Raw genomic sequence first — 25,054 nt, 5'->3', positions numbered from 1 at the left:
GCAGCCAGGCGTCCGTTAAAGCTTGACCTTCACAGTTTCCCACGCCTTCCGGACGGCGTCATGCTCGGTGGATCCGGAACCGAAAAGCTCCACGGCGGATGCGGCCGTGGCACGCGCAAAGACCCTGAAGGTCGCCGTGGGAGGCAGTGTTCCGCCCGTGAGTGTCTCGTACCAGATGCGCCCGGGCGAGTCCCAGGCGTTTCCCCCGAGGGTCTCCGCCACGAGGTAGAAGGCGCGGTTGGGGATGCCGGAGTTGATGTGGACCCCGCCGTTGTCGGCGCTCGTCTTGACGTACGCGTCCATGGAGTCCGGCTGGGGGTCCTTGCCCAGCACGTCGTCGTCGTACGCCGTGCCGGGGGCCTTCATGGAACGCAAGGCGCTGCCCTGCACTTCGGCTGTGAAGAGGCCCTCGCCGATCAGCCAGCTGGCCTCGGCAGTGGACTGGTTTTTGACATACTGCTCGACCAGTGCGCCAAAGACGTCGGACATGGATTCGTTAAGGGCCCCCGCCTGGTTGCGGTAGGCGAGCGCGGCGGAATACTGGGTGACACCGTGGGCCAGTTCGTGGCCGATGACGCTCAGGGACCGGGTGAACCGTTCGAAGACCTCGCCGTCGCCGTCGCCGAAGACCATCTGTTTGCCGTCCCAAAAGGCGTTGTCGTACAGCTTGCCGAAGTGGACCGTTGCGTCCAGCGGCAGCCCGCGTCCGTCGATGGAGTTGCGTCCGAACACGTCCGCGTACAGGCGGTGCGTGTGGCCCAGCCCGTCGTAGGCCTCATCGACGGCAGGGTCATCCGTGGCGGCTTCACCCTCCTTGCGGACCAGCCTGCCGGGGAGGGTCTCTGAGCCGCCGGCGTCGTAGATGGCCCGGGTTGACGGTCCCGGCTTCGCCTGGCGGACGCCTGCCGGAATGCCCGGCACAGGCTGGGACCGTGCTGAATGGAACGACTCCACATGGCCCAAAGCTTCCTTGGCTGCCCTGGCCGCGGAGGAAAACTCCGGCGCACCCTGTTTGGCCAACCGCCTCAACAGGTATGGCGGAACGATGGAACAGAACGGAACGTGCATGGCGTACCCCCTCGACTTGGTGATTTCAGCCTACGAGGGCGCACCGACAATCCTTCGCAGGCTCACGTACGGAAGCAGGCAGCGTGCACGGGCGTATGGGAGCAGAAAACCCCGCCACTTCATTGAAGTGGCGGGGTTCTTCTGGTGCCCTCGATAGGATTCGAACCTACGACCTTCTGCTCCGGAGGCAGACGCTCTATCCCCTGAGCTACGAGGGCAATCCGGGGTTTCCTGCCGTTGCTGGCGGGACGTCCTAGAGCTTAGCAGGAAGGTGGCCCGCAAGGGAAAATCGCTACCGCTCCGCCACCCCGTGCGCGGTCCCGGGCCGGAATCAGTAGCCGGAGAATGAGTCCACGTGGAGCCGGCGGGCCCCTGCCTGCTTAGCCGCCCGCCGCAGCGAGGCGACGCTGGCCGGTGAGCCCGAGACGTAGACGTCCCGCTCCGCGATGTCCGGGACCAGTGCCCGGAGGGCTTCGCCATCCAGCCGCGTGCCGTCCCAGGAGGCGGCGGCCAGGTCCGGCGGCGGCGCGGAACCATCCGCAGTGCGCACCAGGACGCGGATGCCCGCCGCCCGCAGTTCCTGCGCATAGGCAATCTCGTCGGCGCTCCTGGCAAGGAGGAGGAGGACAGCGTCCCGTTCCCGCAGTCCTCCCGAAGACAAGTGTGAAAGGTAAGGCGTGATGCCGATTCCGGCGGCAATCAGCAGTACCGGCTTCCGGGGATCCCGGGGGAGGACAAAGTCTCCCCCCACGGACGTGGCGGTCACTTTGTCCCCGGGCTTCAGCGCAAGGAGGACCCGCTTCGCCGGGGACACCGGCTCAGCTGTCCGCACGCCAAACTTCACCAGGCGGTCGTCCGGCGAACCTGTCAGGCTGAACACACGACGCCGTCCCTTCCGGTCCGACTTGACCTGCGGCAGGTCCAGCTCCATGTACTGCCCCGGCACAAAGCGGACCGGCCGGGACGGTTCGAAGGAGAACTCCGTAGTGCTGGGTGTCAACGCCCTGGTTCCGGCAAAACGAAGGGACACGCTCCCATGCTGGCCCGCCAGGAAAGCCAGCAGATTGCCCAGCAGGAGCGCCGCCTCCGGAGAGTTGGCCAGGAAACCGACGTTGTAGGGGACCGCGAAAACAACACCTACCACTGCAGCCAACGCCAGCTGCTGCCAGCGCCGCGGCGGCAGTGTCAGCGGCTCGGTAAGCATGAACCCCGCAAAGAACAGCAGCGGCCGCTGGGCAAAGGACTGCCACAAGGCCATGCCCGCTGACAGCCCGGCCTGGATCAGTTCGGAAGTGATGATCGCGGCGGCAACAACGGTGAACACCGAAGCCATGAGGAACTTCCGGGTGCGGTACAGGACCAGCAGGATCCCGGGGACCAGCAGCCACAGCATGGCCGGCGTGGCGGCCCACCAGGTTGCGATATTCAGGCCGGTGAGGCCCGTGACGAACGCGCCGGCTGCGGCGGGGTTGAACACATGCCGGCCGCGCCAGGCGAGGGCGTATTTCGACGCCGATGCCAGCACGCACGCCAAAGCCACTCCCGCCACATCCATGGGGGCGAAGGAGGGCCAGAACAGGAAATAGAGAAGCAGCCCGGTGATCAGCGACGACTCGGAGTGCGGCCGTACCCGGAACAGCACTGCCAGCGCCCTGTTCGACGCGTACGTCAGCCCAAGGCAGAGGACCAGGTGCGCCAGCATCTCCGGAATGCCGAAAGTCAGCCAGCCCAGGGCATCCAGCAGAAGGCTGTATCCGGCGAGGGCCGCCAGGACCAGGAGGATCAGCCGGTACATGGTGAACCGGCCCAGCACGGTATCCAGCAGGCCGGCCACGGACAGGGCCGGTCCGGCCCCCGGCGCTTCAACGGGGCTCATGAAAACAGTGTCCCTTCAAATCCTGCGGAATGGGTGGCGCTTCCGTCCGAGAAGACCGTCAACCAGGAAAAATCGAAAGACCGCTGGAGTTCGTCACCAGGGAGGAAAAAGAGCGCGGTTGCCAGGGCATCGGCCAGCATGGTGGTTTCCGCCAGTGTCCACGTGGCCACGGCGGTCCTGACAGGGCGACCGGTCCTGCCATCCAGGACGTGGTGCAGGCCGTCGCCCCAGGCGCGCCGGTTTGCGGCAGATGCACAGAGTGCCCGGCCGGCCAGCTGCACCACCCCGATGGCCTGGGCTTCGTTGTAGGGGTGTTCCAATGCCACCGGAACGGGATCCGGGCCACGCGCCAGGAGGTCCCCGCCGGCATCGATGATGAAGGCCTCCACGCCTCCCGCCTCAAGCTCCGCCGCCAGCAGATCCACGAGCAGGCCCTTGCCGGCGGCCCCGATGTCCAGGACGGCAGGAGCCTTCGTGGTGAGGGTGGTGCCGGCCCAGTCCAGTACGTCGTCCCAGGCCGGAGCAGGCAGCGGGGAGCCGGACGGCCGAAGCGAGTAGCCGGCGTCGTAGCCCAGGCGCTCCAGGCTGGTGCCGATGAGCGGGGTCATGGCCCCGCCGGTGAGCTGGTAGAGGGTGCGGTAGACCAGCCCGAGCGGTCCGGCCTCGGCGGGAAACTCGTACCGGCCGGGTTCCCTGGCCATCGCGGTGACGCGGGAATCGTCCCGGAAGCGGGACCAGTCGGCGTCGAACCGTTCCACCACGTCCAGGAGGCGGGTCCGCAGGGCCGGACCGAGCAGCCCGGGCGCAGAGACCTGCCAGCGCGTCCCGATCCCCTCAAACGCAAAGTCCTCCCGGTCCCCGTCCGGCACGGCCTACCGGGCCTCCGACTTGATCTGCTCCAGGGCCTTGTTGAAACCGCCGCTGGTGAGGGAAGAGCCCGCAACCTTGGACACATTGAGCTCGTCGATGTTCCTGCCAACCACCTGGGCCGCGATGCCCCCGGCAAACTCGCCCTGGAACTTGCGGGTATTCGGGTTGGACGGATGCTGGGTGATCTGCACGTCCGTGACGGTCCCGGCGGCGAGCGTGAGCTGGACGCCCACTGTCTCCGTACCGTTGGGCGACACGTAGGTGCCGTCGGCGCTGTACGTGCCGTCCTTGTATTCCGCCCCGCCGGCCGCCGTTGTCGACGCTCCGGTGGAGGGGGTGGTTGCCGCGGTGCTGCTCCCGGCTGACGGCGCGCAGCCTGCCACCGCTCCCGCCAGGGACAGGCCGGCGACTCCGGCGTAAACACTTTTACGGACTGAGGGTCTCATCAGGGTTCTCGTTTCATCAGGGGACGCAGGAAGGGATCTGCTCAGTGCTTACTGTGTTGTCAACGCAAAAGCCAGCGTATTGGTTCAACCCGTGCGAAGATTTCCGGTTTCCTGTGGATCGACAGGGTGCAGGAAGCGCCCTGGATTCCTTTGCTGTGACCGGCCCCCGGTAGTCTAGAAGGGTGACTCCCGAAGAACTCTCCCTCGCCATATCCGCCTGCCTGAAGGATGCTGTCGCCGCCGGTGACATCGCCCTTGCAGCATCAGCTGTCCCTGATGAGGTGCGCGTGGAGCGACCCAAGAACCGGGACCACGGCGACTGGGCCACCAACATTGCCCTGCAGCTTGCCAAGCAGGCCGGCACCAGCCCGCGTGAATTCGCCACCATCCTCAGTGCCCGGCTGAAGTCCATCGACGGCGTTGCCGCCGTGGACATCGCGGGGCCGGGGTTCCTGAACATTACCGTGGATGCGGCTGCCGCCGGCGCCCTGGCCAAGGTGATTGTCGAAGCCGGAAAGCAGTACGGCACCAACTCCGCGCTCGCCGGCCACACGGTGAACATGGAGTTTGTCTCGGCCAATCCCACCGGTCCGCTGCATATCGGGCACACCCGTTGGGCGGCGTTGGGGGATTCGATCGCGCGCGTGCTGCGTGCGTCCGGGGCGGATGTGACCGCTGAGTATTACATCAATGACGCCGGCACGCAGATGAACGTCTTCGCACACTCCGTCTACAACCGGCTGCACGGCCTCCCCGTGCCCGACGGCGGCTACCCCGGACAGTACATTGCGGACCTTGGGCATGAGGTGCTGACGGAGCACCCGGACATCCGCGAACTGACTGAAGTTGCGGCCCTTCCGGTGATCCGCGCCGCTGCCTACGAGGCGCAGATGAAGGACATCAAGGCCACCCTTGCGGACTTCGGCGTGGAGTTCGACGTGTTCTTCTCCGAGCAGGAGCTGCACGACGCCGGCGCGATCGAGAGTGCAGTGGCGCGCCTGCGCGAGCAGGGCCACGTGTTCGACGACGGCGGCGCGGTCTGGCTGCGGACCACGGACTTTGGCGACGACAAGGACCGGGTGATGATCCGGGCCAACGGCGAGCCGACGTACTTCGCAGCCGACGCCGCCTACTACCTGTCCAAGAAGGACCGCGGCTATACCGAGAAGATCTACCTCCTCGGCGCGGACCACCACGGCTACATCAACCGGCTCAAGGCGATTGCCGCGTGCGCCGGCGACGACCCCGAGGTCCACATCGAGGTGCTGATCGGGCAGCTGGTGTCCGTTAACGGAGCGAAGCTGTCCAAGCGCGCCGGAAACATCATTGAGCTCAAGGACCTGATCGACTGGCTTGGGAAGGACGCCGTCCGCTACTCGCTGGCACGCTTCCCCGCAGATTCGCCCCTGACCCTGGACCCGGAGCTGCTGAAGAAGCACAGCAACGAAAACCCGGTGTTCTACGTCCAGTACGCCCACGCCCGCTCCCGCGGTGCTGCCCGGAACGCCGTGGCGGCCGGAGTGGAGCGCCAGGTGGACGGCAAGGACAGCTTTGACGCCTCGCTGCTGGACCACGCCACCGAGAACGAGCTGCTTTCCTACTTGGGCAGTTACCCCTCGATCGTGGCCAAGGCCGCCGAGCTGCGCGAGCCGCACCGTGTGGCCCGCCACCTCGAGGTCATCGCCGGCGCCTACCACCGCTGGTATGACGCCTGCCGCATTGCGCCCATGGGCGACGAAGCGGTGACGGATGTCAACCGCACCCGGCTGTGGCTCAACGACGCCACGAGCCAGGTACTGGCCAACGGCCTTGACCTGCTTGGCGTTTCCGCGCCGGAACGGATGTGATCCAATGACTGCACAGGACCCCATTGCCGGTTCTCCGCTAGCCCCGGGCTGGCTGTCTGTCCCTGCGGACCTGAATGCCCTTGAGCCAAAGATGTGGGCACAGGATGCAGCCAGGAACGAGTCCGGTGAACTCACCATCGACGGCATTCCCGTCAGCGAGCTCCAGCGGCAATATGGAACCCCGCTCTTCGTCATGAGCGAGACCGACTTCCGTGCCAGGGCACGCGCCTTCAGCGACGCCTTCAACAATGCGTTCGCCGATGTCTGCGGGGGAGTGGACGTCTACTACGCCGGCAAATCATTCCTGTGCACCGCCGTGGTGCGGTGGGTCGAGGAGGAGGGGCTGCGGCTGGACACTGCGTCCGGCGGCGAGCTGGCCGTCGCGGCAAAGGCCGGGATTCCCGGCGCCGACGTGGCCCTGCACGGCAACAACAAGTCCGACGGCGAGATCCACCGTGCGCTGGACATGAAGCTGGGCCGGATTGTGGTGGACAGCCTCAGCGAACTGGTCCGGGTGGGCGCCATCGCTGAACTGCGGGGGGAAAAAGCCAAGGTCATGCTCCGGCTCACGCCCGGGGTCCACGCGCATACCCACGAATTCATTGCCACGGCCCACGAGGACCAGAAGTTCGGCCTCTCCATGGCGGCGGACACCACCGAACAGGCCGGGCTGTCCGCTGCCGAAGAAGCAGTGGCAGCCGCTGCCGCGCACCCGGGCATTGAACTGCTGGGACTGCACTGCCACATCGGATCCCAGATCTTCGAGCCGGACGGCTTCGCGATGGCTGCCGAGAAGCTCCTTCGCTTCCTCGCCGCCATGCAGGAAAAGTACTCCATTGTCCTTCCGGAGCTGGACCTCGGCGGCGGCTACGGCATCGCCTATACCCCGGTGGACACCCCCCGCCCCGCAGCCGAGATCGCGGAGGCGATGGCCGCCGTCGTCCGTTCCACCTGCGCAGCACTGGGCATTGACTCGCCCCGCATCTCCATCGAACCCGGACGCGCCATCGTGGGCAGCACCACGTTCACCCTTTACGAAGCGGGGACGATCAAAACCGTGCGCGTGGACGCGCCGGCCCCCTCCGGAGCCAGTGACGGAGGCAACAACGTTACGTATCCGCGCCGGTATGTTTCGGTGGACGGCGGCATGAGCGACAACGCCCGGCCCGTGCTCTACGACGCCGATTACTCCGCAATTCTGGCCTCCCGCGCGTCCGCGGCGGCTCCGCAGCTGTCCCGCGTGGTGGGCAAACATTGCGAGAGCGGCGACATAGTTGTTAGAGATGTATATCTGCCCGAGGACGTGGCAGCCGGTGATCTGCTTGCTGTACCGGGGACCGGCGCCTACTGCTGGGCCCTGTCAAGCAACTACAACTATCTGGCCCGGCCGGGCGTTGTCGCGGTGCGCGACGGATCTGCCCGGCTGATTGTCCGCGGGGAAACCGAAGAAGATCTGCTGAACCGCGACATGGGAGCCTGAATGACGGAATTGCGAACCCTGAAAGTAGCCCTGCTGGGCTGCGGCAACGTTGGGGCCCAGGTTGCGCGGATCCTCATTGAGGACGCCGACACCCTTGCCGCCCGCACGGGCGCGAAGCTGCAGTTGAGCGGCATCGCCGTGCGCAACGTCAATGCCCCCCGCGACGTGGACCTGCCGCAGGAGCTCTTCACCACCGACGCCGAGACGCTGGTCAAGGACGCGGACCTGGTGATCGAGCTGATGGGCGGCATAGAGCCGGCCCGCACGCTGATCCTTTCTGCCCTTCGCAACGGTGCCTGCGTTGTCACGGGCAACAAGGCGCTCGTGGCGCAGGACGGCCCCACCCTGCACGAGGAGGCTGACAAGGCGGGCGTCCAGCTCTCCTATGAGGCCGCCGTCGCCGGTGCCATCCCCATCCTGCGTCCCATCCGCGACAGTCTCGCCGGCGATCGGATCACGCGCGTCCTGGGCATCGTCAACGGAACCACCAATTTCATCCTTGACCAGATGGACAGCACCGGAGCCCAGTTCGCCGATGCCCTCGCCGAAGCGCAGCGCCTTGGCTACGCCGAGGCGGACCCCACTGCGGACGTCGAAGGCCACGATGCCGCCGCCAAGGCCGCCATCCTTGCCTCGCTCTCCTTCCACACCCGGTTTGCCTTGGAAAACGTCCACTGCGAAGGGATCACCTCGGTCACTGCGGCGGATATTGCAGCGGCCAAGGACGCCGGCTTTGTCATCAAGCTGCTGGCGATTGCGGAGAAGCTTCCCGCAGCAGGCACGGATGCCGACGGCGGCGAGGGCGTCTCTGTGCGCGTGCACCCCACGCTGCTTCCCCGGGAGCACCCGCTGGCCGCCGTCCGCGGCGCCTTCAACGCGGTTTTCATCGAAGCCGAGAATGCCGGCGAACTGATGTTCTACGGACAGGGAGCCGGCGGTACCCCCACTGCGTCCGCTGTCCTGGGCGACCTGGTCTCGGCCGCGCGCAGCCTGGTCCTCGGCGGACCCGGCCGGACGGAAACCACCACCGGCCAGGTTTCGGCGCTGCCGATCGACGCGGCCGTTACCAGCTACTACATCGGGCTCGACGTCGCCGACCAGCCGGGCGTGCTGGCCAGGATTGCCCAGCTCTTCGCCGAGCACGGCGTATCCATCGAGATCATGCGGCAGACCATCCACCGTGACGCGGAGTCCAACGTGGAATCCGCCGAGCTGCGGATCGTCACCCACCGCGCGTCAGAGGCTGCCCTAGCGGCCACCGTCGAGGCCGTGAAAGGCCTGGACGTCATCAATTCAGTTACATCCGTTCTGCGGGTAGAAGGAGTCTAAGTGGCTCACCAATGGCGCGGCGTCATCCGCGAATACGCTGACCGTCTGCCCGTGACGGAATCCACCAGGGTCATCACCCTTGGCGAAGGCGGCACACCGCTGGTGCGCGCGCAGAAGCTTTCCGAGCTCACCGGTTCCGAGGTGTACCTGAAGGTTGAGGGCATGAACCCCACGGGTTCCTTCAAGGACCGCGGCATGACCATGGCCATGACCGCCGCCGTCGCCTCCGGGGCAAAGGCTGTAGTCTGTGCCTCCACCGGTAACACCTCCGCCTCTGCTGCCGCCTACGCCACCGCTGCCGGCCTGAAGTGCGCTGTCCTGGTGCCGGAAGGCAAGATTTCCATGGGCAAGCTCAGCCAGGCCATCGCCCACGGCGCCACGCTGCTGCAGGTGGACGGCAACTTCGACAACTGCCTGGACATCGCCCGGAAGCTGGGGGAGTCCTACCCTGTGTTCCTGGTGAACTCAGTCAACCCGGCCCGCATCCAGGGCCAAAAGACCGGTGCCTTCGAAATCGTCGACGCGCTGGGCGACGCTCCGGACATCCACGTCCTGCCGGTCGGCAACGCCGGAAACATCACCGCTTACTGGAAGGGCTACAAGGAGTACTCCGCTCCCTTCGAGTCCGAAACGGCCGGCACCCTTCCCGCCGTCTCCACCAAGACCCCGGCCATGTGGGGTTTCCAGGCGGCTGGCGCGGCCCCCTTCGTCGCCGGCCACCCCATCACCGAACCGGACACCATTGCCACGGCCATCCGGATCGGCAACCCCGCCTCCTGGGACGGCGCCATTGGCGCCCGTGACGAGTCCGGCGGACTGATTGACGCAGTCACGGATGAGGAAATCCTGAATGCGCACCGCTGGCTGTCCGCACGCGAGGGCGTTTTCGTGGAGCCCGGATCCGCCGCAGGCGTGGCCGGGCTGCTGAAAAAGCACGCCGCCGGTGAAGTCCCGTCGGGCAAGACGATCGTCATCACCGTTACGGGCCACGGCCTCAAGGACCCCCAGTGGGCCCTGCGCACCGAGGACGGCAGCGATGTGCAGCCGGTCAAGGTACCCAACGACGTCGTCACGGTTGCAGCCGAACTGGGACTGGAAGACAAATAACCGTGGAAACCACCCTCACTGTGCCTGCCGAGTCCGCAGCAGCTGCGCCGGCAGTCCCGGCCGGCCAGCTGGTGACCGTTCGCGTGCCCGCCACCAGCGCGAACCTGGGCCCCGGGTACGACAGCCTGGGGCTCGCCCTGTCGCTGCACGACACCCTGACGGTGGAAACCCTGGGCAGTGGCGAGCTGCACTTCGACCTCAGCGGCGAGGGGGCTGAAACACTTCCCCGCGATGCCACCCACCTGGTGGTCAGGGCCCTCACGGAGGCCCTGCACCGCCTGGGCTTCCGGCACGAGGGGCTTCGGATCACGGCGGACAACGTCAACCCGCACGGGCGGGGGCTCGGGTCCTCGGCGTCGGCAGTGGTAGCTGCCGTGACCGCAGCCAATGCCCTGGTTCCTGAGGCTGCCCGCCGCGGGAAGGACTGGATCCTCCAGCTCACGTCCGAGATGGAGGGGCACCCGGACAACGTCGCACCCGCCATTTTCGGCGGACTGGCACTGTCCTGGCAGAACAATGACCAGTACAGCAGCACGCGGGCAACGGTGTCGGAATCGGTCATCCCCGTTGTGGCGGTGCCTGACTTCGAACTTTCCACGGAGGCGGCGCGGGCCCTCTTGCCGGCCTCGGTGGGCCACCACGCGGCCGCAATGAACGCCGGCCGCGCCGCGCTGCTGATCCACGCACTGACGGCCAAACCAGAATTCCTGCTGGCCGGCACCGAGGACTACCTGCACCAGAGCTACCGGGCGGAGGCAATGCGCCCGTCCGCAGCGCTGATCGGGGCGCTGCGCACGGCGGGATATGCCGCCGTCGTTTCGGGCGCCGGGCCCACCGTGCTGGTCCTGGCTGACGGCGAGGCTGAGGCTGCCGCCGTTGTGGCTTTCATCGAGGACTTCATCGCAGCCAACACGCCGGATATGGCATGGCGGGTGCTGAAGCTGGCAGTGGACGTTGAAGGTGCTAAGGTGGAGATGCACCGGCGGTAATTCCGCCTATCTGATCTCCTCCAGCATTCATTTGCGATTTGATCTCCTACTGCGCAATCTATTCCGGTGCCGCCTGCTTGGTCTGTCGCAGGAATCTGTAGCTATAAAGCTGCCCCTGATGCGTCAGCCCATCCCTCCGCCACGGGCGGAGTGGAAGGTGAATCAGTATCCGGCCCTGCTGGCCGATCTCCAACCGGCAAGGCCGAACAATCCGGCTGCAGATCTGAACTGCAGCCCAGATCAAATCATCGCGTCCAGCTCCTCGTCTGGACGCCGTCGAGGGGGAAGGATCCTTCGTGACCGAAACCACTGAGCTGTCGCCAGCTGTGGAACTATCATCTTCTGCTGCCGAATCGCCGGCCGCACCCGCCAAGAGCAGTGGCCTCGCAGGCCTTAAGCTCGCCCAGCTGCAGGCACTTGCCAGCCAGCTCGGTATTTCCGGCGGTTCCCGGATGCGCAAGGGGGACCTGGTCTCAGCCATTTCCGCCCATCGCGCCGGCACCCCGTTGACCAAGGCTCCTGCCAAGGCAACCGAGAAGCGGGCCGAGAGCATTGCCGCCCCGGCCGTCTCCGCCCCGGCTGCCGCCGCTCCGGCTGAGACTCCGGAAGCGCCCGCTGAAGGCACCCGCGCCCGCCGTGGCCGCAGCCGCCGCGCAGTGAGCGACGGAGTGGTGGCACCGGCCGCCGCTGAGCCCGCTGCTGCCGAAACGGGCCCCGCCGCGCCGGTGGAAGCGCCTGCGGAGGCTCCCGAAGCAACTGAAGGCGCCACCGAGCGCCGCCAGCCGCGTACCCGTAACCGCCGCCGCGGCGAAGCTGCCGCCGCAGCACCCCAGGGTGCGGAGGCCGCCGAGGCTCCTGCCGTGCAGGCCGACGTCGAACAGCGCCCCGCAGCACAGGCCGCGGAACAGCGCACCTCAGAACTGCGGACGTCAGAACAGCGCACCGAAGCTCCGGCTGAGGGCGATGCAGGCCAGCGCACCGACCGCCGTGAAGGCGGCCGCACCCGCGGCCGCGACGGCGGCCCGCGTGAAGGCACCGAGAGCGGCCGTGACAACGCAGGCAGCCGCGAGGCCGGCCAGCGCGAAGGGTCCCGCCGCGAGGACAGCCGCGACAGTGACGACTCCGACGGCGGCAGCCGCCGCAACCGCCGTAACCGGCGCGACCGGAACGATCGCAATGACCGCTCGGGCGGCCAGGACCGCGACAACTCCCGCAATGACCGCTTCCGCGACCGCAATGACCGCCGCCGCGGCCGCGCCCAGGGTCCGGATGTCGACGACGTTGAGGTCACCGAGGACGATGTCCTCCTGCCGGTAGCCGGCATTTTGGACGTCCTGGAGAACTACGCGTTCATCCGTACCTCCGGTTACCTGCCGGGCCCTAACGACGTCTACGTCTCCCTGGCCCAGGTCAAGAAGTACAACCTCCGCAAGGGTGACGCCGTCGTCGGCGCCATCCGGGCGCCCCGCGATGGCGAAGACCGCAGCCAGCAGTCCGCCCGCCAGAAGTTCAACGCCCTGGTCCGCGTCACTTCCGTCAATGGCAAGACGCCGGAAGAGCTCAAGGACCGCGTCGAGTTCGCCAAGCTGGTTCCGCTCTACCCGTCCGAGCGCCTGCGCCTGGAGACCGATCCCAAGAAGATCGGCCCCCGTGTCATCGACCTCGTGGCGCCGATCGGCAAGGGCCAGCGTGGCCTGATCGTCTCGCCGCCGAAGGCCGGAAAGACGCTCATCCTGCAGTCCATCGCCAACGCGATCACCACCAACAACCCTGAGGTCCACCTCATGATGGTGCTGGTTGACGAACGCCCCGAAGAAGTCACGGACATGCAGCGCACCGTCAAGGGCGAGGTCATTGCCTCCACCTTCGACCGTCCTGCCGACGACCACACCACCGTGGCCGAACTTTCCATCGAACGCGCCAAGCGCCTCGTGGAAATGGGCATGGACGTTGTGGTCCTCCTGGACTCCATGACCCGCCTGGGCCGTGCCTACAACCTGGCGGCACCGGCCTCGGGCCGCATCCTGTCCGGTGGTGTCGACTCCGCGGCACTGTACCCGCCCAAGCGTTTCTTCGGTGCAGCCCGCAATATCGAAAACGGCGGCTCGCTCACCATCCTGGCCACCGCGCTCGTAGAGACCGGTTCCAAGATGGACGAGGTCATCTTCGAAGAGTTCAAGGGCACCGGCAACATGGAGCTCCGCCTGTCCCGCCAGCTGGCTGACAAGCGCATCTTCCCGGCCGTGGACGTCAACGCGTCCGGCACCCGCCGTGAAGAGAACCTGCTCTCGCCCGAGGAAGTCAAGATCATGTGGAAGCTGCGCCGCGTCCTCTCCGGACTCGAGACCCAGCAGAGCCTTGAACTGCTGACCAACAAGATCCGGGAAACCCAGAGCAACGTTGAGTTCCTCATGCAGGTCCAGAAGACGACGCTTGGTGCGAAGTCGGATAACGACAAGTAGCTGAGTCACCGCTCAAAATATGCCGGCCCCGCCCCTACGCCGGGTGGCTTGCGATCTACGATCCCAAGCCACCCGGCTCCGGCAGGCCCGTAAGGGAGATGACGAGGGCCCCGACCTGAGCTTGCGAAGGTTGGGAGTCATCGACTGCTCCCTGGCCGGCATATTTTGAGCGGTTCGTCGTTAACGGTTCCGCACCAAGAGACGCGACGCGGGGTCACTTTTGGCCCTCCGGGAGCCCTGGATTGGGCGTTAACTGACCCCGCGTTGCAGTAACTAGACTTGTACAAGTCGAAAGAGGTTTTAAATGTTTGAGTCCGTACAGGGCCTGCTTGATGAGCATGACTCCATCCAGGCGCAGCTGGGGGATCCTGCTGTTTATGCTGACCAGCGGCTTGCCCGGAAGCTGGGGCGGCGGTCGGCTCAGCTTAATGGCATTGTTGAGGCCTACCACAAGTGGGAGGCCATCCGGGATGACCTTGCTGCTGCCAAGGAGATGGCGGCCGAGGACCCTGAATTTGCTGCCGAGGTTCCCGAGCTTGAGGCCGCGCTGGAAACTGCCGCGGCCAAGCTGCGGCGGCTGCTCATTCCGCGGGATCCTGACGACGCCCGCAACGTCATCCTTGAAGTCAAGGGCGGTGAGGGCGGCGACGAGGCTGCGCTCTTTGCCGGCGACCTGCTGCGCATGTACACCCGGTACGCGGAATCGCGCGGCTGGAAAACCGAAATCATTTCCGCCACGGAATCCGACCTTGGCGGCTACAAGGACGTCCAGGTGGCCGTGAAGGGCAACTCGAACGATCCTGCCGAGGGCGTTTACGCCCGCCTGAAGTTCGAGGGCGGCGTACACCGCGTCCAGCGCGTTCCCGTCACCGAATCCCAGGGCCGCATCCACACCTCGGCGGCCGGCGTGCTGGTCCTCCCCGAGGTGGACGAGCCCGAAGAGCTTGAGATCAACCAGAACGACCTCAAGATCGATGTCTACCGGTCTTCCGGCCCGGGCGGCCAGTCGGTCAACACCACGGACTCTGCCGTGCGCATTACCCACCTTCCCACCGGAATCGTGGTGGCCATGCAGAACGAGAAGTCGCAGCTGCAGAACCGTGAAGCCGGCATGCGCGTGCTGCGGGCACGCATCCTGGCTCACCAGCAGGAGCAGATCGACGCCGAGAACTCGGCCCAGCGGAAGTCGCAGATCCGCACCATGGACCGCTCGGAGCGCATCCGCACGTACAACTACCCGGAAAACCGCATCGCGGACCACCGCACCGGCTACAAGGCATACAACCTGGACCAGGTGATGAACGGCGACCTGGAACCCGTCATCCAGTCCGCAATTGAGATGGACGAACAGGCTCGCCTGGACGCCATCGGCGATTAGTCCTTCCGGCACATCCCAGACATGACACTTGAGCCAGGCCAGTCGCTTGCGGATGCCGTCGCCGAGGCAACAGCCATCCTCCGGGACGCCGGCGTGCCCAGCCCCCGCGTGGACGCCGAACTGCTCGCCGACCACCTCCTGAGTGTCGGGCTCGGCCGCCTCCGCGCCATGATGCTTGGCGATACTCCAGCGCCGGAAGGCTATGCGGCCCTCGTGGCGGAGCGTGCCGGCAGGACGCCGCTGCAGCATATCACCGGTGTGGCGCATTTCCGCTACCTCGAACTGGCCGTGGGGCCGGGGGTCTTCATTCCCCGCCCGGAGACCGAGTCCGTGGTGCAGTTGGTGATCGACCACGTCATCGGCGTGCCGCACCCGCGCATTGTGGACCTTGGTACCGGATCCGGCGCCATCGCCGGCTCCATCGCCCACGAGGTGCCCGGCGCCGAAGTCCACGCGGTGGAGTTCAGCCCCCTCGCCCACGCCTGGGCTGCAAGGAACCTGGCGCCCCTGGGCGTCAACCTCGTCCAGGGGGACCTGCGGGACGCGCTGCCGGAGCTCAACGGAACTTTCGACGTGGTGGTGTCCAACCCGCCCTACATCCCCGCCGAAGCCATCCCCAACGAACCCGAAGTCGCCCTCCACGATCCGCCCGAAGCGCTGTACGGCGGGGGAGCGGACGGGATGGAACTTCCGACGGCGGCCGCTGCCTCCGCGGCCCGCCTCCTGCGGCCCGGCGGCTACTTCGTGATGGAACACGCGGAAGTCCAGGCGGGCTGGATCTCGGCCATGCTGGCCAGGGCAGGGAACTGGACCGGAATCAGGACGCATCTGGACCTCAACGGCAAGGAACGCGCCACCAGCGCCCTGCTCGCGGATCCGGACTACAGGGAATGAAAGAATAGGCGAGTGACCACTACCTACGACTGCACCAGTGACGACGAGCGCGCCAAGGGGCTGGAGCACGCCCAGCGGGCCATCAGCGAGAAGAAGTGCGTGGTCTTTCCCACGGACACTGTTTACGGCATTGCCGCCGACGCCTTTTCGCCCCAGGCCGTGACCATGCTGCTGGTATCCAAGGGACGCAGCCGCACCATGCCACCGCCCGTGCTGATCCCGCGGATCAATGCACTTGATGGACTGGCTACGGATGTGTCCCCGGACGCCCGCAAGCTTGCGGAGGCGTTCTGGCCGGGCGGCCTGACCCTGATCCTGCACGCCCAGCCGTCCCTCGACTGGGATCTGGGTGAGACCAAGGGGACGGTGGCACTGCGCATGCCTGACGACGAGATCGCCCAGGAACTGCTGACCCTCACCGGGCCGCTCGCCGTATCCTCTGCGAACCGGACGGGCCACGTGCCCGGTCAGACGGCCGCCGCCGCGCGCGAGCAGCTTGCCGATTCCGTGGAGGTCTACCTGGAAGGAGGCTTCCGGCCGCAGGAAGGCCAGGACGCCGTGCCCTCCACCATTGTTGACGCCACGGGGCCGCACCTGCGCGTGGTCCGCAACGGTGCCGTAAGCCTTGACCAGCTCCGGGAGCACGTTCCGGGTGTTCTGGGCCTGGGGGAGATCCCCATGGCTGAAGAGGAACCGGTGGATGCAGGACCCGCTGACGCGTCGCCTGCGGTTGCGGCTCCCGTGGCGGAGGAGCAGGCCGCCGCGTCGGTCCAGCCCCCGGCAGGGTCCTCCGCCGTCGAACCCCCCGCTCCCGCAACCCCGGCGCCGGCGCGGGACACTGAATCTTGATGGCACTGGACCGCCAGCAGGTCCCGGTGCTGGATGTTGAAGCAACCCCGCTGCGCGTTCCGGAACTGGTGGCGGAACTCAGCCGCTACGTCCAGGAAGGCTCCACCCGGACGGTGCTGGGCCATAACCTCCACAGCGTCACGCTGACCCTCTCGGATGAGGGCTTCCGCGACCTCTACCAGCGGAGCGACGTGGTCCTGCTGGACGGGGCTCCCGTGCTCTGGCTGTGGGGGAGGACAGGCAAGGCTGAAGGCCCCGTCATGGACTACAGGCTGGGCTCGACCGACTGGCTTCCGGCGCTGGACCAGGTGCGGGGACTGGAGCGGATTGCCGTGCTTGGCGCCGGTGCGGAGGCCAACGCCGGCGCCGTCAGGAAGCTGCAGTCAATCGTCCCCGGCGCAAAGGTTGCAGGCTTTCCGGGGGAGGGCTGGGATGACGGGCTTGAGGATGAAGCTGTGGCCTGGCTCCACCGGCAGCAGCCGCAGCTGGTCCTGATCGGACTTGGCATGCCCCTGCAGGAAAAAGTCCTGCAGCGGCGCCTTGGCGAGATGCCGCCCGCGGTCTACTGCGCCGTAGGCGGAGCGATCGAACAGCTTGCCGGCTTCCAGAAGCTCGCCCCCCGGTGGCTGGGCAGGCTGGGACTGGAGTGGGCGTGGCGCCTGCTGCTTCATCCCCGCCGCGTGGCGTACCGCGTGCTTGGCGAGCCCTGGGTGCTGCTGTGGCTCCTGGCCGCCCGCGGGCTGAAGCGCCAGGGGCTGGCGCGCAGGAGCTAGGAACCGCAGCCTAGAACTTCTGGTCTTCCAGCGGCGCGAACCCCTTGCCCCGGAGGCCGGTGGTGAAGGACCTGGCCCAGCCCAGGAAGCCGGGAAGGTCCCGGTGCTGCAGGAAGTAGCCCAGATAGCCGCCCACATCCGCAACGAAGGACCTGACGCGGAAGTACCGGCGGATCAGATAGCCGCGGTTCCGGTAGTAGTAGTACCGCTTGAAGGCCGATTCCGGAACAATGACGTGCCAGCCGGCGCCGAATACATGCTGGGTCTCCGAAAACGCGTGCGGGTGGGTGATGGCGGTAGTGGTCACTGTGCCGAACCTGATCCCCGCCTTGCGAAGACGGATGGTGAAGTCAACCTCGTCGCCGCGGATAAAGAGCCGCATGTCGGGCAGGCCCACTTTGAAGAAGACGTCGGAACGGATCAGCGCCCCGTTGAAGAAGTGGCCGTCGTTGGGCAGGAAGCCCAGCTTTTCCACCTCGGCGCGGCTGTGCGTGACCTTGCCGTCCAGGCGGAAGAAAAAGGAAAGCCGGTCGGGCTGGCCCGGCGCCGTCACCAGCGGAACCACCGCTTCCAGGTCCCGTGCCTCAGCCTCACGCACCAGCGTTGCAAGGCATTCCGGATCAGCCGGCTCGGCGTCGTCGTCCATCATCCAGATCCATGTGGCACCGCTGGCCACGGCCTTCAGCGCCGCCAGGGCGAATCCGCCTGCTCCACCGAGGTTTGCTTCCGAGCGGACGTAGTCGACATTCGGGTGCTTGGCGGCGACGTCCGCGGCCGGGGCCGTGCCGCTGTCCACCAGGCAGATCGTCTCCACGGGTGCGCTCTGCGCGTTGATCGCATCCAGCAGGACAGCCAGTTCATTGGGCCGGTCGAAGGTCACGGCAGCGACGGCTATGCGGGGGGTCATTGGGGTCCTTTCAGCATGGCTGACAGGGATTTCCCCGCTCGCACTGCGCCGTGTGGCGCGAAGCCATGATGCTGTTGGCGCTAGTATCTTTGACTAGAGTCCACTGTAATACAGCCCTGTAAGGCACTGCGTTTTGTAAGACACTGCGTTCTGTAAGGCACTGCGTTTTGTATGGCACTGCGCATACGGAAATGCGTACTGCCTGCTGCGCGCTCGGCGACGGAGAAGTTTCATTTATCGAAGAACAGATTCCCGGCCAGTGAGCCCCTCGACCAAGGACCAGCTGCCGGCACGGTTGCCCTGCTTCAGCCTCCCCCCTGAAACGGCCCCCGCCCCATGATCATGTACCTGCTGATGGGGCTGACGGCTGCCATCGTGTCCTACGCGGCCACCTGGGCAGCGCGGGTCGTCGGCCACCGGCTGGAACTGCACCTGCCCATCCGCAGCCGCGACATGCATTCGATCCCGGTGTCGCGGCTGGGCGGCGTGGCGATTTTCCTCGGAGTGATGGTTGCGCTGATTGTTGCCAGCCAGTCATTCTTCGTCAAGGACATCTACCGCAATAACTTCTCCCCCTGGGGCGTCCTTGCCGGTGCTGCCGTCATCGTCCTGGTGGGCGTGGCGGACGACCTGCTGGACATCCGCTGGTGGGTGAAACTCATCGGGCAAAGCGCCGCGGGCCTTACGGTGGCCATCTGGGGAGTCCAGATGACCATCGTCCCCTGGGTGCCGGAAGCGATCTACCTCGAAAACGAGACGGTACGGGTGCTCTTGACCGCGGGGCTGATCGTCACCACGATGAACGCCTTCAACTTCATCGATGGCCTGGATGGCCTCGCCGCGGGTGTGGCCATCATCGGCGGGACCGCGTTTTTCTTCACCGCATACTGGGTGCACCGCAACGCCGTGCTGCTGGACTATTCGGACCTCGCCACCCTGATCACCGCCGTCCTGGTGGGCAGTTGCCTGGGCTTCCTCCCGCACAACTGGTTTCCGTCCAAAATCTTCATGGGCGATTCCGGTGCGATGCTGATCGGGCTGCTGATGGCTTCTGCCGGCGTCGTGTCCACCGGACAGATCACGTCGGGGCTGTATGACAGGGCCAACGGTATCTCCACCGTGATTCCCATCCTGCTTCCGTTCGCCGTCCTCTTCCTGCCGCTGCTGGACCTGGGCCTGGCCGTGGTGCGGCGCACCGCCCGCGGCCGCTCGCCCTGGTCCGCGGACAAGGGCCACCTGCACCACAAGTTGCTGGACATCGGCTACTCGCACCGCACCGCGGTGATCCTGATGTACCTCTGGACCGGCATCCTCTCCTTCGGCGGACTGGCCTTCGCCATCTTCCCGTGGCAGGTGGTGCTCGCCGTGGACCTCTTCGCCACCCTTGTCATGGGCCTCGTCACCGCCTGGCCGTACCTTGCCCGGCGCGGCGAAGAGACGCGGGCGTAACCTCGATGCCAATTATTTCTATCTCGTGTAGAATTTAGGGGCAGCCAAAGCTGCCCCTCCAAACCTGCCTGCCGGCGAACCGCCTGTTGGTGCCGACGATTGGGATCGAATGACCTCCAACGCCGAGTCCGGACCTCCGTCCGGCAACGGAAGTGTTGGCGCATCCGGCCCCACTCCGTCGCTCTGGCTGCACCTCCTCAAGCTGAGCTCGATTGCCTCTGCCGCCGGCCTGCTCCTCTGCGCGGCCGCAGCCGTGCTTCTGCAGGGCGTGAACGCCGCCCTGTCCAGTACCGCGGGTGGGCTGCTGGTCATGCTGTTCTTCGGAATCAGCCTCCTGGTGGGACATTTCGTGGGCCGCGGCAACCCTTCGGGCGCCATCGGCATGTTCGTGGCAACCTACTTCGTCAAGGTGGTCGGCTTCGCCGTCGTGCTGTTCGTCGTAGGGGCTCCGCAGTGGCTGCAAGGGCGCTGGTTTGTGGCCGGAGCGGTGACCGCAGTCGTCCTGTGGCAGGCTGCTGAAATCTACGGTTTCAGCAAGGCGCGCCTGCAGATCTACAACGAGCCGGAACAAGGAAAACCATGATGCGTGATCCGAAGAAGCCCAACAAAGGCCGCAACGGGAACAGCGGATCGAGCGGTTCTGCCCCCGGTGTATCGAGCGACGGAACCAGCGGCGCATACAACGCCGGCATGGCCGTATTCAGCTACATCATTGGCGGAATCATCGTCTGGAGTTTGATAGGGTGGGGACTGGATTACGTGTGGGGAACGCGCTGGATCGTGCTCGCAGGCGCCCTGCTTGGAGCCGTCGGAGGTTTCTACCTTTCCCACATGCATGGCCTTACCAGTTCTCGAAACAATGCTGGGGAGCGCCGTGCTTCCAGCGGGCCGTCCCAGGACGGCGACACTAATGCCAAATAATTTCACAGGGGGAACAGCAGGCCTTCCGGCTGCCGGTCCCCGCCCAACGCCCAATGATGGACACTGCAGAGAGGAAACGCGTTGATCGCGCTTGCGCTCCCGGCCCAAGATTCAGGAGAGTTTACTCCTCCTGGTATTAACGAAATGCATTTGCCGGCAATCCTGCCGTGGGGTGCCGCAGAAGGATTCTCCAAGCAGATGCTGCTGGTCCTCCTCTCTGTCGTCTTTATCGCCGTCTTCTTCGTGCTTGCCGCACGCAAGCAGCAGCTGGTACCCGGCAAGCTCCAGTTCGCCGGCGAGGCCGCCTACGGCTTCGTCCGGAACGGAATCGCCAAGGACATCATCGGCGGCAGGGACTTCATGAAGTACGTCCCGCTGCTGTTCAGCCTCTTCTTCTTCATCCTGGTCAACAACATCTACGGGGCCATCCCGTTCTTCCAGCTCCCCACGTTCTCGCACGTGGGCGGCGCCTACGTGCTGGCCGGCATTGTCTACGTCACCTGGATCGCCATCGGCGTCAGGAAGAACGGACTCCGTTACTTCAAGCTGGCCACCGTGCCCTCCGGTGTTCCGTGGTTCATCCTTCCGATCGTCATCCCGATCGAGATCATCTCCAACTTCCTGGTCCGGCCTGTTACGCACAGCCTCCGTCTGTTCGCCACCATGCTCGCAGGCCACCTCATCGTGATGATCGCCGGCTACGGCATCGAGTTCCTCGTCATGCAGGAGAACCTCCTGCTCAAGGGAACCTCGCTCCTGGTCCTGGCCGGGGCGATCGCCATGTACATGCTTGAAGCCCTGATCATGGTCCTGCAGGCCTACGTCTTTACCCTGCTGACTGCGATCTACATCGAAGGCGCACTTCACGCCGACAGCCACTAGGCACCCTCCCTGCCGGCAACCCGCCGCCGGGCACTAAGACTTCCCCTCGCGGGGATAGAGCAAACCAAACAACCTGCCACATGGGTGGCATCTTGAAAGGAATAAAAATGGAAGGCAATCTCAACCTCGTAGGTTACGGTCTGTCCGCAATCGGCGGTGGTATCGGTGTTGGTCTCGTATTCGCTGCCTACATCAACGGCGTTGCACGCCAGCCGGAAGCACAGCGCGTCCTGCAGCCGATCGCATTCCTCGGCCTTGCGCTGACCGAAGCCCTCGCCATCCTCGGCCTGGTCTTCGCCTTCGTTCTCTAGTCCTTAGAGCGAAGCGAACTTACAGAACCGAGTAGATAAGGACGGGTGAAATATGAATCAGCTGATCATCTCAGCCGCCACTGAGGGCGAAGTCAACCCCCTGGTTCCCAATATCTGGGAAATGGGCGTTGTCTTCGTGGGCTTTGCCATCCTCTTTTTCATCGTGGTCAAGTTCGTTGTCCCGATGTTCGAAAAGACCTTCGCCGAGCGTGCCGAGGCCATCGAAGGCGGCATTGCAAAGGCTGAAAAGGCCCAGGCTGAGGCGTCTGCTGCACTCGAAGAGTACAAGCAGCAGCTGACCGACGCCCGCACCGAAGCCAACCGCATCCGTGAGGAAGCCCGCGCCGAAGGTGCCCAGATCCTCGCGGATCTCAAGGAGAAGGCAGCTGCAGAGTCTGCCCGCATCACGGCCCAGGCCCACGCACAGATCGAGTCCGAGCGCCAGGCGGCCGTTGTGTCCCTGCGTTCCGAGGTCGGCACCCTGGCCACCACCCTGGCGGGCCGGATTGTCGGCGAAGCGCTCAGCGACGACGAGCGTGCAGCACGGGTCGTGGACCGTTTCCTGGCAGATCTGGAGACCCAGAACGCAGGTGCAGCTAAGTAATGGCAGGCGTATCGAGCGAATCGCTGGCAACAGCGCTGGCAGAGTTGGAAGCCAAACTTCCCACCGCGTCGCTGCAGCTGGCAAAGGAACTCTTCGGAATTCTGGGAATGGTGGACAGCTCGGCTGGCTTGCGCCGCGCCCTGACTGACCCGTCCCGCAACGGTGGCGAAAAGTCGGCGCTGGTCAAGCAGCTGGTTGGCGGGAAAGTCTCCGCTGATGCTGCAGAGATCGCGGGCGGACTGGCCAGCTCGCGCTGGGCAACGGCCCGTGACATCGGCGATGCACTCGAGACTCTTGCCGCAACGGTGGTCATTTCCGTTGCTGAAAACAAGTCGGCCGTTTCTGCCTCCGGAATCACTGGCCTGGAAGAACTGGAAAACGATCTGTTCTCCTTCAACCAGGCCGTTGCCTCCAGCCACGAGGTGCAACGTGCTCTGTCCGAACCACAGGCCAGTGCTGCGGCCAAGGCCACACTGGCCGCGAAGCTGGTGCCAGCTGCAAGCGAGGAAGCTAAAGTGCTCATCTCGCAGGCCGTCACCCAGCCCCGCGGCATCAAGCCCACGCGGCTGGTTCAGCGGTTCGCCGAACTGGCGGCCAAGCGGCAGCAGCGCTGGATTGCAACGGTCAGCGTGACCCGTCCCCTGACGCAGACGCAGCTTGACCGCCTCCAGGCGGGCCTGAATGCCATGTACGGGCGGGAACTGAAGGTCAACCTCAATGTTGACCCGTCACTTATTGGCGGCATCCGTGTCCAGGTTGGTGACGAAGTGCTCGACGCTTCGGTCCTCGCCAGGCTGGGCCAATTGCAGCGCCAGCTGGCCGGCTAGCCGGACAAGCACAACCTAACTGATAGAAACCCCGGTCACCGGAAACGGTGATCACAAAACAGGAGAGCAGGGACTGCAGATGGCCGAATTGACCATCAACGCCGACGACGTCCGTATTGCGCTGAACGAGTTCGCGGCGTCCTACGAACCCGGAAACGCAGAACGCGTAGAGGTCGGCCGCGTATCTACCGCTGGTGACGGCATCGCCCGTGTTGAGGGCCTTCCCTCGGTCATGGCGAACGAGCTGCTTCGCTTTGAGGACGGCACGCTGGGCCTGGCCCAGAACCTCGACGTCCGCGAAATCGGCGTCATCATCCTCGGCGACTTCACCGGCATCGAAGAAGGCCAGGAAGTCCACCGCACCGGACAGGTTCTGTCCGTTCCCGTGGGCGACGCCTTCCTTGGCCGCGTTGTCGACCCGCTGGGCATGCCCATCGACGACCTCGGCGAGATCAAGGCCGAAACCACCCGCGCGCTGGAGCTCCAGGCTCCCGGCGTGACCCAGCGCAAATCGGTGCACGAGCCGATGCAGACCGGACTCAAGGCCATCGACGCCATGATCCCGATCGGCCGCGGCCAGCGCCAGCTCATCATTGGCGACCGCCAGACCGGCAAGTCGGCCATTGCGATCGACACCATCATCAACCAGAAGGCCAACTGGGCTTCGGGCGATGTGACCAAGCAGGTCCGCTGCATCTACGTGGCCATCGGTCAGAAGGCGTCCACCATCGCCGCCATCCGCCAGACCCTCGAGGACAACGGCGCACTGGAGTACACCACTATCGTGGCGTCTCCGGCATCCGACCCCGCAGGCTTCAAGTACCTGGCACCGTATGCAGGTTCCGCTATCGGCCAGCACTGGATGTACGGCGGCAAGCACGTCCTCATCGTGTTCGATGACCTCTCCAAGCAGGCCGAGGCCTACCGTGCAGTGTCGCTGCTGCTCCGCCGCCCGCCGGGCCGCGAAGCCTACCCCGGCGACGTGTTCTACCTGCACTCCCGCCTGCTGGAGCGTTGTGCAAAACTGTCCGACGAACTGGGTGCCGGTTCCATGACGGGCCTGCCGCTGATCGAGACCAAGGCGAACGACGTGTCCGCCTACATCCCGACCAACGTCATCTCCATCACCGACGGCCAGATCTTCCTCCAGTCGGACCTCTTCAACGCCAACCAGCGCCCCGCTGTCGACGTTGGTGTGTCCGTTTCCCGCGTGGGCGGCGCCGCACAGGTGAAGTCCATGAAGAAGGTCTCCGGTACGTTGAAGCTGGATCTGGCCCAGTACCGCGACATGCAGGCATTCGCCATGTTCGCGTCGGACCTGGATGCCGCATCCCGCCAGCAGCTGACCCGTGGCGCCCGCCTGATGGAACTGCTCAAGCAGGGCCAGTACTCGCCGTTCCCGGTGGAGAACCAGGTTGTGTCCATCTGGGCCGGCACCAACGGCTACCTGGACGACGTTCCGGTTGAGGACATCAGCCGCTTCGAGTCCGAGTTCCTGGAGCACCTGACGCACAAGTCCTCGATCCTCACCACGCTGGCGCAGACCAACGTGCTGGACGACGACACCGCAGCAGCCCTGAAGTCCGCCATCGTGGACTTCAAGAAGGGTTTCTTCGGCGAGGGCGACGACCGCTTGGTAGGCGCCGGCCACGAGGAGCATGAAGCCATCTCCGAGGGCGAAGTCGACCAGGAAAAAATCGTCAAGCAGAAGCGCTAGTTCCGCTGGCCGGATGTGCCGGGCCCAAGGGCCCGGCGCATCCGGTCTAAGGAATGTTAGGAAAGGAT

General features: G+C 65.5%; 23 protein-coding genes and 1 tRNA gene. 18 read left to right on the top strand and 6 right to left on the bottom strand.

Annotated features, from left to right (window positions below):
- Positions 1-15: 15 nt before the first annotated feature.
- The 5 genes from U7114_RS03460 to U7114_RS03440 form a co-directional block, all read right to left on the bottom strand.
- Positions 16-1,068, bottom strand: coding sequence for a M4 family metallopeptidase (locus tag U7114_RS03460; RefSeq protein WP_157241818.1), 1,053 nt, complete (start codon positions 1,066-1,068; stop codon positions 16-18).
- Between the two features lie 142 nt (positions 1,069-1,210).
- Positions 1,211-1,286, bottom strand: a tRNA-Arg gene (locus tag U7114_RS03455).
- A 113-nt stretch (positions 1,287-1,399) separates the two neighbouring features.
- Complete coding sequence (locus tag U7114_RS03450) at positions 1,400-2,944, bottom strand: FAD-dependent oxidoreductase (RefSeq protein WP_157241819.1); 1,545 nt, start codon at positions 2,942-2,944, stop codon at positions 1,400-1,402.
- On the bottom strand, positions 2,941-3,813 hold the full coding sequence (locus tag U7114_RS03445; protein ID WP_323056555.1) for an FAD:protein FMN transferase: 873 nt from the start codon (positions 3,811-3,813) through the stop codon (positions 2,941-2,943). The genes U7114_RS03450 and U7114_RS03445 overlap by 4 nt, the downstream gene beginning before the upstream one ends.
- Positions 3,814-3,816: 3 nt before the next feature.
- Complete coding sequence (locus U7114_RS03440) at positions 3,817-4,260, bottom strand: hypothetical protein (protein WP_157241820.1); 444 nt, start codon at positions 4,258-4,260, stop codon at positions 3,817-3,819.
- Between the two features lie 182 nt (positions 4,261-4,442).
- On the opposite strand from U7114_RS03440, the gene argS reads away from it, so the two are divergent.
- The 10 genes from argS (at position 4,443) to U7114_RS03390 (ending at position 17,368) form a co-directional block, all read left to right on the top strand.
- Entirely contained in the window at positions 4,443-6,107 is a 1,665-nt protein-coding gene (argS, locus tag U7114_RS03435) for an arginine--tRNA ligase (protein WP_323056554.1), read from the top strand.
- A 4-nt stretch (positions 6,108-6,111) separates the two neighbouring features.
- Positions 6,112-7,587, top strand: coding sequence for a diaminopimelate decarboxylase (gene lysA / locus U7114_RS03430; protein ID WP_323056553.1), 1,476 nt, complete (start codon positions 6,112-6,114; stop codon positions 7,585-7,587).
- Positions 7,588-8,916, top strand: coding sequence for a homoserine dehydrogenase (locus tag U7114_RS03425; protein WP_157241822.1), 1,329 nt, complete (start codon positions 7,588-7,590; stop codon positions 8,914-8,916).
- Positions 8,917-10,023: a threonine synthase gene (thrC, locus tag U7114_RS03420; RefSeq protein ID WP_321213864.1), complete on the top strand. Its 1,107-nt coding sequence runs from the start codon at positions 8,917-8,919 to the stop codon at positions 10,021-10,023.
- A 2-nt stretch (positions 10,024-10,025) separates the two neighbouring features.
- Positions 10,026-11,012: a homoserine kinase gene (thrB, locus tag U7114_RS03415; protein WP_323056552.1), complete on the top strand. Its 987-nt coding sequence runs from the start codon at positions 10,026-10,028 to the stop codon at positions 11,010-11,012.
- A 296-nt stretch (positions 11,013-11,308) separates the two neighbouring features.
- Positions 11,309-13,474, top strand: coding sequence for a transcription termination factor Rho (gene rho / locus U7114_RS03410; RefSeq protein ID WP_323056551.1), 2,166 nt, complete (start codon positions 11,309-11,311; stop codon positions 13,472-13,474).
- Between the two features lie 304 nt (positions 13,475-13,778).
- On the top strand, positions 13,779-14,852 hold the full coding sequence (prfA, locus tag U7114_RS03405; protein WP_157241824.1) for a peptide chain release factor 1: 1,074 nt from the start codon (positions 13,779-13,781) through the stop codon (positions 14,850-14,852).
- 21 nt (positions 14,853-14,873) lie between these two features.
- Positions 14,874-15,746, top strand: coding sequence for a peptide chain release factor N(5)-glutamine methyltransferase (gene prmC, locus U7114_RS03400; protein ID WP_323056550.1), 873 nt, complete (start codon positions 14,874-14,876; stop codon positions 15,744-15,746).
- A 12-nt stretch (positions 15,747-15,758) separates the two neighbouring features.
- On the top strand, positions 15,759-16,595 hold the full coding sequence (locus U7114_RS03395; RefSeq protein ID WP_321213860.1) for an L-threonylcarbamoyladenylate synthase: 837 nt from the start codon (positions 15,759-15,761) through the stop codon (positions 16,593-16,595).
- On the top strand, positions 16,595-17,368 hold the full coding sequence (locus tag U7114_RS03390) for a WecB/TagA/CpsF family glycosyltransferase (RefSeq protein WP_157241826.1): 774 nt from the start codon (positions 16,595-16,597) through the stop codon (positions 17,366-17,368). The genes U7114_RS03395 and U7114_RS03390 overlap by 1 nt, the downstream gene beginning before the upstream one ends.
- A 10-nt stretch (positions 17,369-17,378) precedes the next feature.
- Here the strand turns inward: U7114_RS03390 and U7114_RS03385 are convergent, their stop codons facing one another.
- Complete coding sequence (locus U7114_RS03385) at positions 17,379-18,275, bottom strand: glycosyltransferase (RefSeq protein ID WP_323056549.1); 897 nt, start codon at positions 18,273-18,275, stop codon at positions 17,379-17,381.
- A 336-nt stretch (positions 18,276-18,611) separates the two neighbouring features.
- Between U7114_RS03385 and U7114_RS03380 the strand changes: the two genes are divergently transcribed.
- The 8 genes from U7114_RS03380 (at position 18,612) to atpA (ending at position 24,986) form a co-directional block, all read left to right on the top strand.
- Positions 18,612-19,724, top strand: a complete 1,113-nt coding sequence (locus U7114_RS03380; protein ID WP_157241828.1) for an MraY family glycosyltransferase — start codon at positions 18,612-18,614, stop codon at positions 19,722-19,724.
- A gap of 109 nt (positions 19,725-19,833) precedes the next feature.
- Positions 19,834-20,307: a hypothetical protein gene (locus U7114_RS03375; protein ID WP_157241829.1), complete on the top strand. Its 474-nt coding sequence runs from the start codon at positions 19,834-19,836 to the stop codon at positions 20,305-20,307.
- Positions 20,307-20,645: an AtpZ/AtpI family protein gene (locus U7114_RS03370; protein ID WP_323056688.1), complete on the top strand. Its 339-nt coding sequence runs from the start codon at positions 20,307-20,309 to the stop codon at positions 20,643-20,645. Before U7114_RS03375 ends, U7114_RS03370 begins: the two co-directional genes overlap by 1 nt.
- An 81-nt stretch (positions 20,646-20,726) precedes the next feature.
- Positions 20,727-21,527 carry a F0F1 ATP synthase subunit A gene (atpB, locus tag U7114_RS03365; RefSeq protein WP_157241830.1) on the top strand — a complete coding sequence of 267 codons (801 nt, stop codon included), beginning with the start codon at positions 20,727-20,729 and terminating at the stop codon, positions 21,525-21,527.
- Between the two features lie 107 nt (positions 21,528-21,634).
- A complete protein-coding gene (gene atpE / locus U7114_RS03360) occupies positions 21,635-21,838 on the top strand; it encodes an ATP synthase F0 subunit C (protein ID WP_009356484.1) in 204 nt (67 codons plus the stop codon).
- Between the two features lie 52 nt (positions 21,839-21,890).
- On the top strand, positions 21,891-22,442 hold the full coding sequence (locus U7114_RS03355) for a F0F1 ATP synthase subunit B (RefSeq protein ID WP_323056548.1): 552 nt from the start codon (positions 21,891-21,893) through the stop codon (positions 22,440-22,442).
- Positions 22,442-23,269 carry a F0F1 ATP synthase subunit delta gene (locus U7114_RS03350; protein ID WP_157241832.1) on the top strand — a complete coding sequence of 276 codons (828 nt, stop codon included), beginning with the start codon at positions 22,442-22,444 and terminating at the stop codon, positions 23,267-23,269. Before U7114_RS03355 ends, U7114_RS03350 begins: the two co-directional genes overlap by 1 nt.
- A gap of 79 nt (positions 23,270-23,348) precedes the next feature.
- Entirely contained in the window at positions 23,349-24,986 is a 1,638-nt protein-coding gene (gene atpA / locus U7114_RS03345) for a F0F1 ATP synthase subunit alpha (RefSeq protein WP_157241833.1), read from the top strand.
- Positions 24,987-25,054: the final 68 nt, after the last annotated feature.

This window comes from Pseudarthrobacter sp. C1 (assembly GCF_034720455.1).
In the GTDB taxonomy this organism is placed as follows: Bacteria; Actinomycetota; Actinomycetes; order Actinomycetales; family Micrococcaceae; genus Arthrobacter.
The sequence above is the reverse complement of the archived record's forward strand: the minus strand, read 5'-3'. Positions and strand labels throughout refer to the sequence as shown.

Coding starts and splice junctions, on each gene's coding strand:
- lysA (WP_323056553.1), top strand. CDS start 6,112: ATGACTGCACAGGACCCCATTGCCGGTTCTCCGCTAGCCCCGGGCTGG.
- U7114_RS03450 (WP_157241819.1), bottom strand. CDS start 2,944: ATGAGCCCCGTTGAAGCGCCGGGGGCCGGACCGGCCCTGTCCGTGGCC.
- U7114_RS03380 (WP_157241828.1), top strand. CDS start 18,612: ATGATCATGTACCTGCTGATGGGGCTGACGGCTGCCATCGTGTCCTAC.
- U7114_RS03440 (WP_157241820.1), bottom strand. CDS start 4,260: ATGAGACCCTCAGTCCGTAAAAGTGTTTACGCCGGAGTCGCCGGCCTG.
- U7114_RS03385 (WP_323056549.1), bottom strand. CDS start 18,275: ATGACCCCCCGCATAGCCGTCGCTGCCGTGACCTTCGACCGGCCCAAT.
- atpE (WP_009356484.1), top strand. CDS start 21,635: ATGGAAGGCAATCTCAACCTCGTAGGTTACGGTCTGTCCGCAATCGGC.
- prfA (WP_157241824.1), top strand. CDS start 13,779: ATGTTTGAGTCCGTACAGGGCCTGCTTGATGAGCATGACTCCATCCAG.
- U7114_RS03390 (WP_157241826.1), top strand. CDS start 16,595: ATGGCACTGGACCGCCAGCAGGTCCCGGTGCTGGATGTTGAAGCAACC.
- U7114_RS03355 (WP_323056548.1), top strand. CDS start 21,891: ATGAATCAGCTGATCATCTCAGCCGCCACTGAGGGCGAAGTCAACCCC.
- prmC (WP_323056550.1), top strand. CDS start 14,874: ATGACACTTGAGCCAGGCCAGTCGCTTGCGGATGCCGTCGCCGAGGCA.
- atpA (WP_157241833.1), top strand. CDS start 23,349: ATGGCCGAATTGACCATCAACGCCGACGACGTCCGTATTGCGCTGAAC.
- U7114_RS03350 (WP_157241832.1), top strand. CDS start 22,442: ATGGCAGGCGTATCGAGCGAATCGCTGGCAACAGCGCTGGCAGAGTTG.
- U7114_RS03425 (WP_157241822.1), top strand. CDS start 7,588: ATGACGGAATTGCGAACCCTGAAAGTAGCCCTGCTGGGCTGCGGCAAC.
- U7114_RS03375 (WP_157241829.1), top strand. CDS start 19,834: ATGACCTCCAACGCCGAGTCCGGACCTCCGTCCGGCAACGGAAGTGTT.
- U7114_RS03460 (WP_157241818.1), bottom strand. CDS start 1,068: ATGCACGTTCCGTTCTGTTCCATCGTTCCGCCATACCTGTTGAGGCGG.
- U7114_RS03370 (WP_323056688.1), top strand. CDS start 20,307: ATGCGTGATCCGAAGAAGCCCAACAAAGGCCGCAACGGGAACAGCGGA.